This is a genomic window from Armatimonadota bacterium (assembly GCA_016125185.1).
Lineage (GTDB): Bacteria > Armatimonadota > Fimbriimonadia > Fimbriimonadales > Fimbriimonadaceae > Fimbriimonas.
On sequence record WGMG01000001.1, the window covers coordinates 54,813 to 72,702 of the forward strand.

The window sequence follows — 17,890 nt, forward strand, 5'->3', positions numbered from 1 at the left end:
CTACCACACGCAAAATCTGGATCGGATACGAGACAGGGTTGAGTAACGACTTGAGCCTGACGCAGGTTCGAGAAACCCGGGCCGGGTTCACCGGCCCCCTCGCCAGGGTTCTCACTGGGTTTTCTAAGGAGGTTTCACGGTGAAGTGGCTCGTTGAAGGCGTCGAGTCCATCATCGTTGGAATCGCCAACTCCATGCGGAGGACGAGGAAGGTGACCGCTCCCATAGGCGAGGATGACACGGACTACATCGGAACAATGGAGGGTGGGCAGGGCTTCACCTTCCTACCGTCCGATTTGTCTCGAAGTGCCCACCTTACGGGTGTGAGTGGTTCGGGAAAGACCACCGTCGTTCTGAAGATCATCGAACTCGACATTCTGCGGGAATCCACGGTGGTCGTGGTGATCGACCTTAGGGGTGATCTAATAGCCGCAGTGCTAGCCCTCTGTACCCGGCTCCGTATCGATCCAAGCCAGGTGACCCTCCTCGACCTTCGCGAGAAGGACAATGTAGTTGGCTTCAACCCCTTAGCCGGAGCCGGAAAGCCTTATATCAAGGCACTCCACATGCTGGCAGTCCTGGAGGCCAACGCTGCCTCATGGGGCGTGAGCCTTGAGGAGTACTGCCGAAACGGACTCCTGGTCCTTGCCTCTGCCGGACGTGCCCTTACCGACATGGAAGCTCTGTTCTACGATGAGGCATTCCTCCACACCTGCCTTGCTTCGGTCGAAGACGAATCACTTCAGGCTTTCTGGATTCGGTACTCGGAACTGTCGAAGGATAAGCGTAGGGGCATCGCAAGTTCGGTATTGAACAAACTCTCATGCCTTACGTGCGTCGATGTACTTCGTGATGTGCTTGGGAGCCGGGACCCCATCAGCCTCGAAAGCATCCTAAGCAATCCCGGCCAAATTCTCCTCGTCTCCTGCGCGGTAGACGAATTAAGCCGATCTGGTGCGATGATCGGAAGCCTCCTGGTTTCCGCGATAAGTCGCGAAGTGCTGGGCCGGGTGAACCTGCCTCAAGCGAAACGGAATCCGGTGCGCCTGGTCGTTGACGAATTCGAGTACATGGCCGGTGAGGCCTTCGAAGAGCTTATCCAGGAAGGCCGTCGATTCAATTGCACTTGCTGCCTCAGCCACCAGCAGTATTCTCAACTCCCTCCCAAGCTCAAATCTCTGATCCTCGCAAATAGCGGCCTCAGAATCCTCTTCCAACTCGGATATGAAGATGCTAAAGCCGTATCTGGCGAGGTGCCCGAGCGGTTCGGCGTTAAGGAGCTTCGAAAGCTGAAACCAGGCGAGGCGGTGGTGCTGCGCCGGGATGGGTCAGCGCGGCAATTGCGCTTCCATCCCCCGGCGAAATCGCCCCCGGCAAAGGAGGTCGAGGCGTTCCGGGCCAAGGTGCTAAAGGGTGCGACTCCAAGGGCCACATCCCCACTACAAACGGAGATCGGTCAGCCACTCTCCAAACCCGATCTTGGAGAGTGGATATGAGATTCACGGATAGGGATTTTAGGGTTGTGAAAGAATCGGTTTTGAGCCATGTTGTGGCGCGAGACCAGTTCATATCGCTCGGATATTTCGGTTCCCCCTCCCGGTGTACCGACCGCCTGCGTGGACTCTGCCGCGAATCCTACCTTCGGGTCCTTCCTACGCCCTACTTCGCGCAGTACCTATACGCAACGGGTCCTAGGGCCAAGGAAGTGGTCGGAGCGAGGCTAGCCTCGCTCCTTGCCGCGAGAACTCCGACTCCTCGTCACGTCCAGCACTGCCTAGCGGTAACAGACGTGCGCTGCGCCCTCCTAAGTGCAGGTGCAAAGCGGTGGCGGTTCGAGCCGCAAGTCCACCAGGCTTTCGGTTGGCTCGGCCAAACCCACGAGGTGAAGCCGGACGGCTATGTCGAGCGGCAAGGGCTGCCGACTTTTTTGGAAATCGATCTTGGCCACTGCGGGCTGCCGAAGTTCACTGATAAGCTTCGGTCGTTCGCGGCATTCCTTCGAAGCGGCGTCTTCAAGGAAACGTACGGAGTCGAGCGGTTCGAGGTCCTTACCGTAACGATGAGTGCCGTTCGCAAAGCTCGGATGCTGGAAGCGGCGAAGCTCGTCGGAGCACCGCTCTCTTGTGCTCTCTTTGAAGAGCTTGGAGTTCGAACTCCGGGGGGCTGGAGTTGATCCTCTGCCTCAATTGCAAGCGGCTCTGGCTCGTTGGAACATCAGTGTGTGGCAACTGCGGTGGAACTCTCGGGTGCCGCAAATGCCCAGAAGGGCATTGCAGCCCGCTCACCTCGAACCAGTGCGTGGAGTGCGGATCGCAGGACCTAACAGTCGGCGTTCCGTGCCTCAACCTCAGGCCCCTCGTCCTCGTCTTGCTTGGATTCATCATCTGGAAGCTCGTTCCGGTTCTCCTCGCCTCGCTTAACCTCGGTGAACGCCTCAACCATTTGTACTGGTTCTTTCTCAACGAAGTCCTGTCGAGGGCGATCCTCTACGCTCTGGTGGCTCTAATCATCAGTTGGTTTCTCGGTCCTCGGGCTTTCGCCGCTGTGCAGAACTTCTGGGTGGGTGCTCTTCGGCTCTTTCTCGACGCAGTTATCGCCGTCGGAAGGTGGGTGCTAGACATGGTCGTGAAGTTTCTCCTTCGTGGTCCAACCGGAGGCGAGAAGTGAACGTTGATTTGGGGCGTGTTGTCTGCGAAGCAAGCGGAGTCAATAACACAGACTGGAGAGAAGCTGTGTCGAAACATGGACGCGGCGACTGGGGTGGAGCGACCGGGAACGAGAAGTTCATGAATGGTCAAAACCTGCTTCGGCGAAGAGACTTCGTGATTTCTCGACACGTCGATCGTTCCGGGAAGAGGTTTGTGATCGTCACTGACTTCGCTAAGAGAACTACCACGGTGAGGCCCGGATGATGGAACCTGACACTTCTCCAAAACTTCTGTTCACAGTCAAGGCTGCTGCCAAACGGCTCTCACTTAGCAGGGCTCAACTCTATCGCCTAATTGAGCAGGGAGACCTGGACGCGGTTCTAATTGGCCGGAGCAGGAGAATTTCTCAAAGCCAACTCGACGCATTCATCGCTCGGCTCGAACAGAGCAAGAGGTTGACCGTCATCCACTAATTGCATCGATGAGGCGATCTTTGATCGCCTCCAATCCTTTCCTTAGCGTGATCCCATGGCATCCAGAGCAGATAGTGGAGACGGTTCCTGCCGTCCTATAAAAACAGGTAAGCACGTTGGGAAATTCCGGGTTCAGTACAGCGTCGAAACAGCCACGGGACACACCCAACGGCTATCGAGAATCTTCAAGACAAAAACAGAAGGCAAAGAGTTTCTCCGGTCGCTCAAACGACAGGAGAAAGTTGAGACAGCTCGGCAAAACCGAGAAATGACATTGGAAGAGTGGGTTATATGGCTCGCTGAAAATGACTGGCCCGAGTCAATCGCTACAGTCACGATCGAACAGCGAAAGCGGCGGTTTCGGAAGTACACCAAAAAGCACTTTGGCGACACACCGTTGTCGAAGATCGACCCGATGAAGGTTCGTGCCTTCTATAAGGAATTGCGTGAGAACGGAGCAAAGGAGACTTTGGTCATTTCGGTTCGGGCTGACCTGGTTCGAGCATTCAACCAAGCTATCGTTCCGTACGGTCGCATCCCAATGACTATGGCAAATCCTTTCCGACTCTCCGTACCACAACCCAGAATTCGGGTAGCTGTTGCTCTCACCCCAAATGAAGTTAAAGCTGGCATTACCGGTGAAAAGCTCGACACGTCACGACGCGCATTGCTCGCACTCCTACTGCTTGGCGGTTTACGCCTTGGGGAGATGATGGCAATGAAGAAGTCAAAGCTTCGATTCGACGAGAACCTTATCGACATCGACGTGGCTGTAAAGGTTGCTTTTGGTGGTAGGCAGTTCCTCGGTCTCCCGAAGGGAGATAAGACGCGAAGTGCCATCATGTCCGAGCGACTCAAGGAAATTCTCCTTGAACTCGTTCGCGACATGGGTCCCGACGACTATCTGTGGCCCAAAGCCACGATCAACGAGCCTAGGATGAAAAAGCAGGTGTATGAAATTTGGAAAACCATCGTGACAGATGCTGGGCTTCCAATCGATATGTCTCCCCACGACTGTCGACTGACTCACATCAATATTGTCGAAAAGCTTATGCCAGAAGTCTCTCAGACCACTTGGAAAGAGCACGTAGGTCACGCGGCATCTGGTGTTTCTGAGATTCATTACACAAGGCCGCTAACGCCGGCTCAATACATTCTGCGAGAGTCGCTTGACCGCGTTCTCGGATAGATTTCACTGGCTCGCCCTACCTTGGCGAGCTTTTCTTTTGGCTTCGCCTAGCTCTTTTTGCGCGGTCGAAGCTTTTGGATCTTGTAGCTGCCTTTACCGGATGGATCGAAGATGACCCGGCTATTGTTCTGCTTAGCGAATGCCTCAAGTTGCTTTCGAAGCTCGTCGGGTAATTCAGGTGCGCTTGACTTCGATTTTGCCGGACTGGTTCGTCCAGCGGCCTTCAGTTCTCTGATCGCAACTTTTACTTCTGCTTCATCTGTTACAAGCTTTCCATTTCGGTAGATTGCATTGGTCGCCGGAATACTGATGAAGAGCAGTTCCTTGGCTTGGATAACCGAAGCTTCCGTCCCTTCGATATCCAAACGTGTGCCTCCAGCTTTTACCGAAATCTTCGAGTGTTTCTTTGCACTTTTTCTGAGAAGTACAAGGTCATTATTGGAAATACCGCTGAAGTTTGAGACGCCGCGAGCCATTCCGTTAAATCTAGCACTTCGGTTGTGGTTATGTACAGGTTTCAGTCACAGTAGCGATTGGCACGAGTTTTGCACCATCCCTCGATTGTGCCAAGTCATGCCAAATTCGTTCGCGCCTTCGTTAAGCGAGGAGCCCTTCTTAGCATCGTTTTGCTAATGCTTCTTGTAGCGGTAGGTGTCGCCTTCCAAGGTGGTGGAAACCCAACGATTCTCCAAGGAGGAAGTGCGAGTTTTCCGCGAACCGGTTACGACTATCCGACGACTGCCATGACATGGGACATCGTAAACCCGTCGGGCACAGTTATCGCCACGGATGACACGCCAAACGGCTGGAATCTTGTCGTCGTTAACGACAATTTGAATGTGTCTTGCCCTACGACGGCCACGGTTGCGAACAATTACGAAGTGCGATTCTCCGGCGAATATCAAGACTTCCCGGCGGGTCAATTGCGGGCAAAGGCACGTCCTAGCAACTTTAACGGAAACTGGGCTGCATCCGAATCTTTAAGCCACGCAAGGCGGAAAGGAGAGGCACATCCCGATGACATCATCATTGTGCCCGTCACGAAGAGCGCCTACTTCAATGTCATCTCGGCAAACGCACCGCCCAACGCTCCCACAACCTTAACCGCTACCGCCGTGGCCAGCAACCGGATCAACCTCTCCTGGCATGACAACTCGACAAATGAAGGCGGCTTTAAGGTGTATCGCCTCGCACCGGGCGGCAGCTGGAACTTAGTGACAACTACTGCGGCCAACATCACGAGTTTGTCCGATATGCCGCTTCTGCCATCGACCAGTTACAGCTACAAGGTCTTGGCATTCAACACTTATGGTGATTCTGCTTATACCAACGTGGCCAGTGCGCAAACCTTCGATCTGACGCCACCACCACCGGGATACGCAGGAAACGAGTTCTATTTTGCACTTCCAGAATCCGGTCCCACGGGGCAAGGCGCCTCAGCGAATCCACACCTGCGCGTTTCCTCGGATAGCGGCGCGTCGGGGCTCTTAACTACTCTTGAGACTGGAGAGAGCATTCCGTTTACCGTGACCGCCGGTGGCTCGATTGCTTTGAACCTTCCAGAATCCCGACGAATGACGCAAAGTGATGCGATTACCCACGATTCGTTCCGTATCACCTCGGACAATCCGATCAACGTCATGATGCTCGACGAGAAACCCGCCGCCAGCGAATCCTGGTCCGTGCTTCCCACCACCGTTTTAGGAACCGAGTATGTATCGACCAACTACGCGGGAACGAAAGACATCCACCGATCGGTGATTGCGTTGGTGGCAACCCAAGACAACACAGTTGTTACGATCACGCCAAAGACGGTGTGCGGAACACCGCCAGCGGTTCGGCAAGCAAACGTGCCGTTCACCGTGATGCTTCAAGCTGGCGATACCTACCAAATCAAGACTTTTCCTGGCAGTGATCTCTCCGGTTCCTCGATCACCTCGACCAAACCGATTGCGCTCTACAGTGGAACGGTTGGTTCAATGGTTCCTTTGTACGCAAGCTATGACAACCCATTGATGGAACAGCTTCTGCCCTTCGACCGGTGGAGCAGTGATTTCGTTGGCATTCCCTTGTCCACCCACGCTCGCGGCTACTACCGCATCACCGCTGGTCGCCGCTACACCACCGTTTCGGTCTACAACGGCGCTACGGGCGCAACCACAACCTACCCCATGGATAAGGGAGACAAGCTCGATTTGGATTCCCTGGATCCCCTGATTGTGACGTCGGATAAGCCGATCCAGGCTATGCAGTTGGCGGCTGGGCAATACTACGACCACGTAACGGGCGATCCGATGATGATGCCGATGCCCTCCATTACCTCGCCAACCTCCATGCGCACTAACTGGATGACCACTGCAAACATCTATGTGCCCTCGGGCGACGCCATGGCCAATTACTACGTCACATTGATCACTGACTCCCATGTGATGACCACGCTGAACCTCAATGGCAGCCCTATCAGTGGTTGGCACTCGATTGGTACGACTTCGATGAAGTACGTCTCGTTATCGCTTGCTCCGGGAAACAACGTGATCAACGGCGTCGGCGGCATTGGCTCGAACACCCCGGCTCGCTTTGTCGCCTCGACCTACGGTTTCAATGACTTCGACGCGGAAGGTGCGGCCATCGGCGGAGCTGTGCTTACCAACAGTTACGTAAACATTAAGCCAACCGATCCATCTCCGCTCGTAGCGACAGCCGTTTCCGCTCATGAAATCGATCTTTCGTGGACGACGTCGCAGGATGCCTACGGTTACCGCCTTGAGCGAAAGACCGACTCGACCGACTGGTCGCTCTTGATCGATACGTCCTCGACGACGGGAACGTTTGCAGACACCAATTTGCCGCACAAGACGAAGTATTACTACCGCGTCACCGCTTATGCAGACGAAGATTCAAATGTCTCCAATACGGCGAACGCAACGACGTTCAACGAAAAACCAGCTATGCCTGGCAATCTGGCAGCATCGGCTCTCTCCGACTCACAAATCAAATTAACTTGGACCGATAACTCGGACAATGAGGACCATTTCGTCATCCAGCGGAGCCTGAACGGTCAAAGCGGCTGGACTGACGTCCAGACCACAGACCCGAGTGTGACGACATGGACGGATTCTAACCTCAATAAGAAAACAACTTACTACTATCACATTAAATCCACGAACGAAATGGGCGATCTAGGTTGGAGCGGCACAGCGTACGCAACAACCAAAGACACAAAGCCCAACGCACCAACTCTCACCTCAGTAACGGGCGTTTCATACAATGCGATCGACCTAACCTGGGTTGATAATTCGGACAATGAGGATGGTTTCCGCATTGATCGTTGGACAGGAACTTCTTGGTCTCCGGTCGGCAACGCTAACGCAGACGCTACCACGTTCCACGACACATACGCCCTGAATCCCCTAACGACCTATAACTACCGCGTCGTAGCGTTCAATAATGGTGGTGAGTCGCCGAGCAATGAGTTAAGCGGTTCGACGCTTACTCCCCCTGCCCCAAATGCCCCGACAAACCTCTCGGCAACGATGGTTTCCGATACCGAAATTCAGCTTGCCTGGACGGATAACTCGACTATCGAACAAGGCTTTAGGGTCGAACGCCGGGTAGACGGCTCAAACACTTGGGACTTCCTGACGAACACAGGAGTGAATCAGACCAGTTTCAAGGACTCAACCTGCTTAGCAAATACTAAGTACTGGTATCACGTCCGCGCTTACAACCAAGGAGGAAACTCAACTTGGAGTAACGAAGCTTCGGCCACTACAGAGTCCGTGCCTCCTCCTGGCATAGACTCGTATCTCCAGGACGTCATCCTCGGTGACGACGTGCTTGTCTCGTCGGGTGGCGTCGTCACCACTTCGGTAACCGTAAAGTTACGATCAAGACCTACGACGAACCAACGGGTTTACCTTTCGGCCAGCACGTCTAGTATTGCGCTTCCACCCTTCATCGATGTCCAAGCAGGGCAGCGAACGGCAACCGCAACTGCAACGGTGTACGGCCAACTCGCCGACACCGAAGCGATTCTTGCGAAGTCGGGCGACTGGACCCAACGAGCAAGTTTGGTCACCGTTTCTAGTTCATCTGGAATGTCCGTAGTTTCGGCGCAGGCCGTTTCATCAGGACATGCCCGCATCGTGACATGGCAACCAATGAACAACCTCGTCTTTAGACAATCGCTCAAGGGATATCAAATTCTGCGTAGCGTCGACAATGGACCGTTTACTGTGGTTTCGCCGACCCTGACCTCAAGTCGAACATTTGTCGACCTCGACTCATTATCGGATGGCGCGAATGTCAGGTATCAGGTTCAGGTCATTGGAAGGTCAGGTGCAGCCACCGGCTCCACCACCTCACCAGCCATTGCGAATACGAACATGGTTCTAAACGGGACGCTGTCCGTTCAAGACATCGGTGACTCCTATTCCGTGGAAATGAGCGGAGTTCCAAACGCGCTTACGTACCACCTCGTTCTTGGGAATCAGGTGCTTTGTGATCTGTCTACGGATGTCGAATCAGGCATTGTCAGGGGTGAAATCAAGAAGTCGAACTTGTCCAGTGCCTTGACCAGTCCAAACCTGGAAATAATTTCGGACCCAGATGACACCGGTTTCGCCGTTCAGAGTAACGCGGTTTCCATTCAGCTTCAGCAGGTTCCCTCGCTGGATGAAGGTGATCGAATCCTGGATTCGGATGCCGGAGTGATGGCAGGTTTTAGGTACTCAACGAACCTGCCTGATTCGACCGTTACATTCCAAGTTAAGAACAGTTTAGGATCAGTAATCAAGCAAGTTACAGGCTATGATCACGCTCTGAGTTGGGTATGGGATGGCAAGGATACCTTGGGCAATGATGCTCCTGAGGGCGACTATGACCTGACCATCTCCCAAGGTTCGTCGAGTACGCAGACGAAGCGAAAAGTCGTGGTTGTTCGCCAAGGCGCTAAGTTCCTGGTCCTTTACAACACGAACATCGTGTTCAATGGTAACTCATTTAGCGAACGGTATGAGAATACGGTAAGGGCCAACGTAAGCAGCATCTGTTCGTCTGGTGTCGTCAAGATGGTGTTCATACCTTTCGAAGATACCGACGCTTACTCGGATGCCATGAAGAAGACCCTGATCAGCTTGTTCAAAAAGTCCCAGTACTTCTATTACTATGGCCATGGACGACACCCACACACGCCGACGACGGTACACCAAACCTTGGACATGGGAAGCTATGCCATCAGAAACTATACGGTCTGGTATTACGGAAGCTCGACGATGGACGGAATATGCATTCCAGCCATAGCACCTTACTTCCAGAGCCAATACAAGTTCATTTGGGTCGATGCATGCTTCTCCGCGGGCTACGACGCGTCTAAGCCGCTTCCCCACATGACAAGCACCCCAAACCAGGGTTGGCTTGAGGCGTTCAACATGACTCAGCAAGGTGCTTCGTTAACCTGGAACGGTCTAATCCCGGGTGTTTCTTCGGGTGGTATTCTTGCCTCATGGCTGGGTCAGGGAACTTACCGCGAACAGTTGTGGATTGCGCTTGCAAGTGGACGGGATATGGATGCTTCTCTCACCTACGCCCTCATCCACACTCCAGGCGGCGCTGACTTTCAGGGATATGGACCGCCATGGAATCAAATAAAACTGTATGGAGATCCGTTGGTTTCGCTGCCGTAGCGATCATAGTCGTCATCTGCCTCGTTAGAACGGGATGGATAAATCCATTCCGTGCTGCGAGGCAGTTCCCAAGCGGCAACAATGGCAGTTCAAACGCTGACATAGACTACATTGAAAGTCATCTGGGTCAAATTGAGAAACTCACAGTCATGACCCAATCCGGCGGCGAGGATGCCCTCTCTAAAGAGGATCAGGAAGCATTGAAGAGCATACTTCAAACCCTCGGACCCTACAAGACGCCGCCGCCATCCATGGAGGCAAGGGATTCGATCATCGTTTACTTTTCTGGCTCGTCAAAGCCCGCACAGTTCTGGCTGAGTGGATGTTCGGAAAAGGATCAGGAAGCGATCCGGAAGGTAGTGGGAACCAAAATTGGCAGTGCAGATGGTTTGGAAGACCGCTAATCAACTTCGATACTAATGTATGGATTGCGAGGCAATTGAGAGACCAATTGAGAGACCTGACCATTTTGTTCCGTCACACCGGTATCCAGAGAGGATTGAGAAAAGTGGAATTTGAACCTAAAAGAGGTTTGGTGCGCGGGAAAGGACTCGAACCTTCACGCCTTGTGAGCACTACCACCTCAAGGTAGCGTGTCTACCAATTTCACCACCCGCGCAACTGATGGAAAATGAATGATACCACACGCGCGCGAGGCGCGTATATGGGCGCTGCGCACGCACAATGCCGCGTTTTTGTGGTGGAGAGAGCCGAACTCACAGTGCATCGGAGGTGTGGGCGGTCTGGTTGGTTTCGGAGAGACGGAATCCGGTTACAATAAAATCATCATGAATTGGGGGCGTCGGCTTGGGTTCTACGGGCTTCCTGGGCTGGTGGGCCTGATTGCGCTCTTTGCGAGGAACGGTTTGGATTTGGGCGCGTGGATCGTGACGATTACCACAGGTTCCCTTTTCTTGGTGGCGATTCTGATCGATCGTCAGTCGGCACCGACACGGCTCCAGTTTCATCGTCGATTGGGGACGGGTATGGCCTTGTTCCTCATCGGTTTCGTGATGGAATTTGGGAGGATGGCCGTTTGGGAGCTTTTGGCGCGGTCTTATTTCGGCTGTGGGATCGCGGTGGCGATGATGACGGTCGCGGGTTGGGTGAGCGACCGATATCGGGTACGGCGGGAGGTGGCGGATGTGGGCTAGCGTTCGTCGATTTGTGATGTACGCCCTGCCGCTGATTTTGCTGGCGGGGGTGGTGATGTTGCCCATGGATCTTCGTCCGGATGACTTCCGCACCTTTGGCGGCATCTTGGAACGGGCAGGACTGACGTGCTTGGTGTGTGGTGGTGGCTACCTGGTGGAGGTTCGCCAGAGGCCGATCAACTGGGTCACGACGATCGGCACGATGTTGATCTTTTTGCCGCTTCTCGTGTACGGGGAGTTCACGAAAGGGATGACGGCGCCTCGCGTCGTGGACGTGATTCAGATCGGTTGGCTTATGCCAGCCGTTTCGGTGTGGACCGGCGATCTGGTGACGTGGCTCTTTCAGAAATTGGGGTTCCGAAGTGTGGCTTAGTGTTCGGCGGTTCGTCATGTACGCCCTGCCGCTGATTTTGCTGGCGGTGGTGGTGATGTTGCCGATTGGATTGCGGGCGAAGGGGTTGGTGAGCGGCGCTGACCTGCTGGCGTGGACCTTGGCGAGCTTCCTCCTTTGCGTCCTGGGCTACCGCATCGAGGTTCGGAAAGTGCCGGTCGATCTGACGAATTTTGGGCGGATGACGTTGTGTTTTGCGGTCCCATTGCTCTATGCCACTTTTTCGAAGGGGATTTTGGCGTATCGGGTGGTGGGTGCGGTCTGGATTCTGTCGCTCGTGCCGGTTGCGACGCTTTGCTTGATGGCGGGGTGTCAGTGGGTTCAGCGGAAGATGGGGGTTCGGAATGCGGTCTAGTGTGCAGAGCTTTTCGATTCGGTCGGCGGCGGCGATTCGCGAGGCGAAGCAGGTGTTCTATGCACCCCTTCCTGGGCTCGCTCTATTTTTGGTGGCTGGCCTTTATCGAGGCACGGTGCAGGATTGGTTCAACTTTCTTGTTGTGGCGGCGCTCTTCTTGTTAATGGCATTTCTGGGCACGTTTTTTGGACTGCGCAGGCTGGCTGGCGTCCAGAAGATCGAGGTGGACGAGGCGGAGATTCGGCATTTTGGGCAGGGTGAGGAGCCGGTTTTGGTGCGGCGCCTCGACGAGGTGGAGACGCTGAGCGCGAAGGGGCTTTTCGAGATTCCTTCGCATTATGTGGTGGAGTTTCGCGATGGCTCGCGGCTGACTTTTATGCGGACGATCGAGCGGTGCGACGAGCTGACGCGCCTGTTGTCGGCGCGGACGGGGCTGCGCTGGGGCTCGCCGAACGACGTGCTTCCGTCGGAGGCTTGAGGGGAGTTGTAGGCCCCGATTAGTCGGGAGAAGGCAGGTAGCACCATGCCCGGGCAGTGCGGGAGAGGAAGTGACTTGGATCATCGCGCTCCTTCGGGGCTTTCGAAGCTCGTTACCACCCAAAGCCCAACGTCGCTTACAATACTCTCGTGAGTGAAAACGGCCCGCGGTCGAAGCAAGGCACGCTATTCAAGCAAATCAGGGAGACCGAGTTCGCCGATATTCCACTCCAAACCTTCATCGACTATGCAGGCTTCAAGCGGGGCATCGAGACATTCCTGAAGATCATCGAGCGAGAGAATCGAACCATCCCGACAGACTTTGATGACGAATCGACGGCCTTTTGGAACACCAAAACCCGTTACGAGACAGCAAATTTGGAAATGCTCATGTTCGCAATCGGGTCGATGAATACTCCACGCAGTTTCGAGGTCCTGATGAAGTTCGCAATCGGCGACTATCATCCGTTTGTTCGGTGCGAGGCGGTCTTTGGGCTAACCTTCGACTCTAGGAACTTCAAGGAGGTTCGGCGTCTGGCCGTTCGGCTGATCCAGTCGCCCCGCCACCAACTGGACATCTACAGCGGGCTTCTGGTCTTCGATCACTTATTCTATCGTTTCAAGGGACCTAAGGCGGTCGAGTTTCTGGCTCCGTTGCTGGATCATACCAACGGCCATGTTCGCGCTCAAACTGCTTATGTTTTGGGGTATTGGCCAGAAGGCAAAGTCCGTCTGGCTCAATACCGAGAGGGCTGGGCTAACGGTCAATAAAAGTCAGGCCGTCTGAGGGACTACCGGCCTCCTTTCCCCTTGTCCTTCATCTCTGCCGATTTCGCATAGTCATCCCCCAGCAGGTGCTGGGCGAAGTACTCCATCAGCCGATCCTGGAAGTACGACTGCATCGGCCCATAGCCGTGCGCCTGGCCCGGCATGATCATGAAGTCGAACCGCTTGTTCGCCTTGATCAGCGCGTTCACCAGCCGAATCGTGTTTGCCGGATGCACGTTGTTGTCCACGTCGCCCGTCACCAACAGCAGGCTCCCCTGCAGGTTCGCGGCTAGCTCGACCGTGGTCGGGACCTTGATCTCGAACTTGATATTCTTCTGATCGTCGCCCGTTTTCTTGGTATCGCCCTTCTTCTGGTCGTCTTTCTTGGTGTCGTCCTTCTTTTGGTCGCCCTGCTTCTGGTTCTGCTCGAACAGCATCGAATCCAGCGGATCGGTGGTCACGTCGGACACCCACGCCTCTTCGGGCGAGGGCTTCTTGGACCCTGAGCCATCATCGAAGATCGACGTCACGACCTTGAGCCCGTGGTGCTGCTCGCTCCAATTACTGTTGTAGATGTTGTTGTCGTGGTTGCCTGAACTCGAGACGCCGACCTTGAAGAACTCGTTGTACGGGGGCAGGAGCATGGCCGCCGCGGTCATGAATCCACCGCCGGAGTGGCCATAAATTCCCACGCGATCGATGTCGATCCACGGGTACTTCGACGCCAGTTGCTCCACGCCCGCCTTCTTATCGGCCAGGCCGTAGTCGCGCAGGTTGTAGTAGCCGTAGCTGTGGTACGCGTTCGAACGTTGCGGGCTGCCGCCGCGGTTGCCGATCTGGATAACGATGAACCCAAGCTGAGCCAGCGTCATCTGCGAGGTGACCGGGTTAAACGTGTCATTGACTGCCTCGGTCTGCGGGCCGGGATACACGTAAAGGATGATCGGATACTTCTTCTTGGGGTCGAAGTCGAACGGCTTCCACATGTTGCCGTAGATGTCCACCACGCCATCGTCCGACTTCACGGTGAACGTCTCTGGCATCTTCCAGCCCATCGCCTCCAGGCGCGAGAGGTCCTGCTTTTCGAGGTCCAAAACCTTGTGGCCTGCGTCGTCCCACACCGCGTTGGTGTAGGCCATATCCACCCGCGAGGCGGCGTCAATTTCGAACTTCTTGCTGGTGCTGAGCGTGACCGCGTGGTCGGCGTTGCCGGGCGTCAGCATGCGAAAATCGCTGCCATCCAGCTTCACCCGGTACGTGTGGTTGTAGTAAAGGTCCTCGCCAGGCTCACGGCCCACGCCGGTCACCCATGCATAGCCCTTATCCGCATCCACGTCCGTCAGCCCGTCGGCGCGCCACGGACCGCTGGTAACGGCGTTCAGGAGCTTGCCGTCGTACGAGTAGCGGTAGTAATGGCCCCAACCGGTGCGCTCGGAGAACCACAAAAAGTCGCCGCCGTCCTTCACGTACTTGATCGGGCGAATCTCGAGATAGGCGTTCTCCACCGCCTCCGTCAGCAGGACCTTGATCTGGTCTGTATTGAGGTCGTAGTCGCACACCTCGAGGTGGCGCTGAAGGCGATCGCGCCGCACAAACCGAACGTGGTCCGAGTTGCCCGGGAAGTGGACGTCCAGCAGAAGCTGGTCCTTGTAGCGGTCGGTTTTCAGCTTTTTGAACTGGTGTGTGGAGCGAGTGAAGACCCACAGCTCCTGCTGCGGAACGTACTCCTCGCCCGGCATGGCGTACTTGTACGTCATCAGCGTCGGGCGCGGGTCGGCCAGGTTGTTGACGAGGTATAGGTCCTTCACCTTGCGCGAGTCGAACCGCGAGATGAAGAACCGCTTGGAATCCTCGGACCACGTTGCGCCCGGGCGAGTTTTACCGTTGTTGTCGGCGTTCTGCGTGTCGTCCTGCTGTTGGTTGCCACGGTTGCGTCCGCCGCCGCCTCGACCGCCACGGCCGAAGCTGTAGTTCTCTTCGCCGTCGAACGTAATTTGGAACGCGGTGTCGTCCTTGTCGCCTTCGTTTACGTATAGGTTATCGTCCTGAGCATAGACATAAATCTTGCCGTCTTTGGCTTTGTTCTTATAGTCTCGGGGCTCGGGCTTGGGCGTGTCGGGACCCTTTTCCGACTTCTCCAGGTGCTCCTTGGCGCGGTCGTACAGGTACCACTTGTTCTCCACATTGATGTAGAACTTGCTGGGCTCGGTCATGGTGACGGTGTCGAACGGCAGGGCGATGGCATCGTACGGCTTCTCGTGCAATTCGGATAGCTGAGCGGCCATCTTGATCGGGTCGAAAAGCGGTTCTTTGACGCGCTTTGCTGGGTCAACGTACATGAACCGCTTGCCGCTGGCCTCACGCCAAACGTACCAAAAGGCGTCGGAGTCTTTGAGGAAGTTGGGAACGACTCGCGAGCTGTAGATGTAGGGCCGGAGCGCGGCGGTGTTGAACTTGTCCGCCAGCTTCCAGTTCGCCTGGTTTTGCGCCAAGCCGATGCCGGCGAGAGAACCGGCGATGAATAAGGAAAGAAAACGTCCCACATCGGCGTTTTACCGAAAGTTAAGAGAAAATTACGCCATTTGGACGGAGGAAAGAGCGATGAATGGAAGGGCGGACTTCACGAGGTTCCCGCCATAGGGAAATATCAACGATTCCGAATGGCGAAGCTGAGTCGGAAAGCAAAGCGAATCGGAGCAGCCCACCGTAAGTGTTCGGCGAGGGGCAACGCAAATCAGTAAGAAACCACCCACGCTACCCCACTGAGGGTCGGTAAGCGAGCAACACGAAGCGACTGGGGGAGGTTCGGCCACCTACGCCAACTCCGCAAGCGCATCCCGAAAGACCTCAAATTCCGACGCCCCAAACATCGCAAATGTCACCGCCTCGAACCGATCCGCAAATGGAGCTACCTCCCGAAGAGCGATGGGCGCGGCCAACTCGATCGGAAAGCCATACACGCCGGTCGAGATGGAGCAAAAGCCGACACTCTGCACGCCGATCTCCGCCGCTTTTTCGACCGCATTACGGTAGCACGCCCCCAACTGGTCGGCCTCGCCGTGACTGCCACCGCGCCAGATGGGACCGGGCACGTGGAGAATCCACTTCTGCTTCAATTCGAAGCCCGGCGTGATCACGACCTGGCCAACCTCGCACCGCCTCGGGGCCACGCGCTGAAGCTCCAGCAAGAGCTTATGTCCCGCTCGCTGATGGATCAGCCCGTCGATGCCCCCTCCCCCGCGCATGAGGGTGTTGGCGGCGTTGACGATCGCCTCGGCATCGAGGTCGAGCAGCGATTGTCGGACGACGGCAATGGGCATCCGCCTGGTTTACCTGGAATTCTCGGGAGAAGCCATTTCGGTTAAGTCGATCAATGAAGGTCTGCCAACCGGGAGCGTCACCAAGTTCCTGCCGTCCAAAGCGCAGATAGGTCTGCCCGATCACCGTGCCACATCGTTTGCGGAGCTGACTGTTGGGTGCTCCGTGTCGACCTGTCGGACCTTTGCCAGAGCGCAAAGGGCGATGATGCCGAAGACAATCGCGACAATGAGGGTGAAGTTGCGGCTGAGTCGATCCACCTGGCTACCTGCCCTGCGGTTTGGCCGTCGGCACCTCGTGCTGGACCAGCGTAAACGATGCGAAACCGAAGGCGACCGCGACGAGGATCCCGTAGAGGACCGACGGACTCAGGCTGACCCGCTGCAGAAAGGGCTGCGATGTGAAGAAGAACGCGACCGGAATCATGAACAGATTTCCCGCCTTTGGCAGGATTCGAAAGCCGCGGCGGCGCACCGCGCGGACGACCGAGATAGCATAGCTGATGGCCAGGAGGGCTAGGAAGCACAGCACAATGGTGCGAATCTGCGGCGAAAAGTGGAGGAAAAACGCGGCTCGGCCCACGAGATAAAAGCCCACGAGGGGAACGGCGAGATCGACGATGTCGAGGGCGATGTTGAACCAATGGCGCGCCGGAAGGTCCGGTTCGGACATGAATGGGTGCCTTGGCTCGATCACGATGACTCCATGGTAGCGGCGGTTGGCTGAACGCGACTCTGTCGGCGAGCTATAAGGAAGGCAAGGAACAATGTGAAGGCGATCAGGGTGGCGTAAAGGGTCAGCGGAGACGGGAACATGTGGTTCCCGTTATGCTTGACCAATATGAAAAGTTCGATGGCTGACAGGACAGGAAGGTACAGGTCGATCGGGTTTATTCGAATGAATCCATGCTGGCGTACGACTCTGACCATCATGGCGATGTAGAGAAGGGACACGACGGCCATCACAGCGAGGATGACACCCCGGAGGGACGACTCGAACTGGATGGAAAAACTCGCAATGGCGAGGAGGGTTACCGGCATCGCCATGGATGCGAGATTGCAGACGACGTGAAGCCGGGTGGTCGCTGGTCCATCTCTGACTTGGCTATCCGTCATCCCAATCCCATTATAGGCGAGGTTTGCTTTGGGGTGGCACGTATAGGTGCGTGGCTCAATGCAGTCATTTCGAGAAGCGCTGATGTCCACCGGCGACTTTTCGAACCCGCGTGGTTGATCGGTTTCCGTCCAAAGCCCTTCCTCGGCGCTAAGCGCCGCAACAATGTGAGCGAGACGCTCACAACTCCCAATGGGCTGAACTCCTATCTTTGGTTGCAAGAGCGGACCCTCCAGATTTCCTACGGATAATCTGGAGAGGGACCTAGCGCCCCCGGTAGGTTGAACTCAATGCTTCATCTTGCGGAATTCTCCCGACTGA

At 55.6% G+C, this 17,890-nt stretch carries 17 protein-coding genes and 1 tRNA gene; 12 read left to right on the forward strand and 6 right to left on the reverse strand.

Features of this window, described 5'->3' with window-relative positions; genetic code table 11:
• Nucleotides 1–139: 139 nt before the first annotated feature.
• The 5 genes from GC165_00210 (at nt 140) to GC165_00230 (ending at nt 4,309) form a co-directional block, all read left to right on the forward strand.
• Nucleotides 140–1,495, forward strand: coding sequence for a hypothetical protein (locus GC165_00210; protein ID MBI1331282.1), 1,356 nt, complete (start codon nt 140–142; stop codon nt 1,493–1,495).
• Nucleotides 1,492–2,172 (forward strand): hypothetical protein, encoded by a 681-nt coding sequence (locus GC165_00215; protein MBI1331283.1) that lies wholly within the window; start codon nt 1,492–1,494, stop codon nt 2,170–2,172. Before GC165_00210 ends, GC165_00215 begins: the two co-directional genes overlap by 4 nt.
• Before the next feature lie 44 nt (nt 2,173–2,216).
• Entirely contained in the window at nt 2,217–2,666 is a 450-nt protein-coding gene (locus GC165_00220) for a hypothetical protein (GenBank protein ID MBI1331284.1), read from the forward strand.
• 244 nt (nt 2,667–2,910) lie between these two features.
• Entirely contained in the window at nt 2,911–3,120 is a 210-nt protein-coding gene (locus GC165_00225; protein MBI1331285.1) for a helix-turn-helix domain-containing protein, read from the forward strand.
• Between the two features lie 55 nt (nt 3,121–3,175).
• Nucleotides 3,176–4,309, forward strand: a complete 1,134-nt coding sequence (locus GC165_00230) for a tyrosine-type recombinase/integrase (GenBank protein ID MBI1331286.1) — start codon at nt 3,176–3,178, stop codon at nt 4,307–4,309.
• A gap of 47 nt (nt 4,310–4,356) precedes the next feature.
• On the opposite strand, the gene GC165_00235 is transcribed toward GC165_00230, so the two are convergent.
• The gene (locus tag GC165_00235) at nt 4,357–4,785 is read right to left on the reverse strand and encodes a hypothetical protein (GenBank protein ID MBI1331287.1); all 429 of its coding nucleotides are present in this window, start codon (nt 4,783–4,785) and stop codon (nt 4,357–4,359) included.
• A gap of 156 nt (nt 4,786–4,941) precedes the next feature.
• Here GC165_00235 and GC165_00240 point away from each other — a divergent pair, with 156 nt between their 5' ends.
• Both GC165_00240 and GC165_00245 read left to right on the forward strand, forming a co-directional pair.
• Entirely contained in the window at nt 4,942–9,993 is a 5,052-nt protein-coding gene (locus GC165_00240; protein MBI1331288.1) for a hypothetical protein, read from the forward strand.
• Nucleotides 9,945–10,397 carry a hypothetical protein gene (locus tag GC165_00245; GenBank protein MBI1331289.1) on the forward strand — a complete coding sequence of 151 codons (453 nt, stop codon included), beginning with the start codon at nt 9,945–9,947 and terminating at the stop codon, nt 10,395–10,397. The genes GC165_00240 and GC165_00245 overlap by 49 nt, the downstream gene beginning before the upstream one ends.
• A gap of 129 nt (nt 10,398–10,526) precedes the next feature.
• Here the strand turns inward: GC165_00245 and GC165_00250 are convergent.
• Nucleotides 10,527–10,612 (reverse strand) — tRNA-Leu (locus tag GC165_00250).
• Nucleotides 10,613–10,781: 169 nt separating this feature from the next.
• Here GC165_00250 and GC165_00255 point away from each other — a divergent pair.
• From GC165_00255 to GC165_00275, 5 genes are all read left to right on the forward strand, one after another.
• A complete protein-coding gene (locus tag GC165_00255; GenBank protein ID MBI1331290.1) occupies nt 10,782–11,147 on the forward strand; it encodes a hypothetical protein in 366 nt (121 codons plus the stop codon).
• Complete coding sequence (locus tag GC165_00260) at nt 11,137–11,520, forward strand: hypothetical protein (GenBank protein MBI1331291.1); 384 nt, start codon at nt 11,137–11,139, stop codon at nt 11,518–11,520. Before GC165_00255 ends, GC165_00260 begins: the two co-directional genes overlap by 11 nt.
• On the forward strand, nt 11,510–11,893 hold the full coding sequence (locus tag GC165_00265; protein MBI1331292.1) for a hypothetical protein: 384 nt from the start codon (nt 11,510–11,512) through the stop codon (nt 11,891–11,893). Before GC165_00260 ends, GC165_00265 begins: the two co-directional genes overlap by 11 nt.
• The gene (locus GC165_00270; GenBank protein ID MBI1331293.1) at nt 11,883–12,371 is read left to right on the forward strand and encodes a hypothetical protein; all 489 of its coding nucleotides are present in this window, start codon (nt 11,883–11,885) and stop codon (nt 12,369–12,371) included. The genes GC165_00265 and GC165_00270 overlap by 11 nt, the downstream gene beginning before the upstream one ends.
• Nucleotides 12,372–12,520: 149 nt before the next feature.
• Complete coding sequence (locus GC165_00275) at nt 12,521–13,141, forward strand: hypothetical protein (protein MBI1331294.1); 621 nt, start codon at nt 12,521–12,523, stop codon at nt 13,139–13,141.
• A gap of 20 nt (nt 13,142–13,161) precedes the next feature.
• On the opposite strand, the gene GC165_00280 is transcribed toward GC165_00275, so the two are convergent.
• The 4 genes from GC165_00280 to GC165_00295 form a co-directional block, all read right to left on the reverse strand.
• Nucleotides 13,162–15,681: a prolyl oligopeptidase family serine peptidase gene (locus tag GC165_00280; GenBank protein MBI1331295.1), complete on the reverse strand. Its 2,520-nt coding sequence runs from the start codon at nt 15,679–15,681 to the stop codon at nt 13,162–13,164.
• Between the two features lie 270 nt (nt 15,682–15,951).
• Nucleotides 15,952–16,458: a hypothetical protein gene (locus GC165_00285; protein MBI1331296.1), complete on the reverse strand. Its 507-nt coding sequence runs from the start codon at nt 16,456–16,458 to the stop codon at nt 15,952–15,954.
• Nucleotides 16,459–16,720: 262 nt separating this feature from the next.
• Nucleotides 16,721–17,128 carry a hypothetical protein gene (locus GC165_00290; protein ID MBI1331297.1) on the reverse strand — a complete coding sequence of 136 codons (408 nt, stop codon included), beginning with the start codon at nt 17,126–17,128 and terminating at the stop codon, nt 16,721–16,723.
• A 20-nt stretch (nt 17,129–17,148) separates the two neighbouring features.
• Complete coding sequence (locus tag GC165_00295) at nt 17,149–17,790, reverse strand: hypothetical protein (GenBank protein MBI1331298.1); 642 nt, start codon at nt 17,788–17,790, stop codon at nt 17,149–17,151.
• Nucleotides 17,791–17,890 lie beyond the last annotated feature (100 nt).

What these genes read in the sequence shown, in the direction of transcription:
- GC165_00215 (MBI1331283.1), top strand. Translation starts at nt 1,492, where the DNA reads ATGAGATTCACGGATAGGGATTTTAGGGTTGTGAAAGAATCGGTTTTG.
- GC165_00225 (MBI1331285.1), top strand. Translation starts at nt 2,911, where the DNA reads ATGGAACCTGACACTTCTCCAAAACTTCTGTTCACAGTCAAGGCTGCT.
- GC165_00230 (MBI1331286.1), top strand. Translation starts at nt 3,176, where the DNA reads ATGGCATCCAGAGCAGATAGTGGAGACGGTTCCTGCCGTCCTATAAAA.
- GC165_00235 (MBI1331287.1), bottom strand. Translation starts at nt 4,785, where the DNA reads ATGGCTCGCGGCGTCTCAAACTTCAGCGGTATTTCCAATAATGACCTT.
- GC165_00240 (MBI1331288.1), top strand. Translation starts at nt 4,942, where the DNA reads ATGCTTCTTGTAGCGGTAGGTGTCGCCTTCCAAGGTGGTGGAAACCCA.
- GC165_00245 (MBI1331289.1), top strand. Translation starts at nt 9,945, where the DNA reads ATGGAATCAAATAAAACTGTATGGAGATCCGTTGGTTTCGCTGCCGTA.
- GC165_00255 (MBI1331290.1), top strand. Translation starts at nt 10,782, where the DNA reads ATGAATTGGGGGCGTCGGCTTGGGTTCTACGGGCTTCCTGGGCTGGTG.
- GC165_00260 (MBI1331291.1), top strand. Translation starts at nt 11,137, where the DNA reads ATGTGGGCTAGCGTTCGTCGATTTGTGATGTACGCCCTGCCGCTGATT.
- GC165_00270 (MBI1331293.1), top strand. Translation starts at nt 11,883, where the DNA reads ATGCGGTCTAGTGTGCAGAGCTTTTCGATTCGGTCGGCGGCGGCGATT.
- GC165_00285 (MBI1331296.1), bottom strand. Translation starts at nt 16,458, where the DNA reads ATGCCCATTGCCGTCGTCCGACAATCGCTGCTCGACCTCGATGCCGAG.
- GC165_00290 (MBI1331297.1), bottom strand. Translation starts at nt 17,128, where the DNA reads ATGTCCGAACCGGACCTTCCGGCGCGCCATTGGTTCAACATCGCCCTC.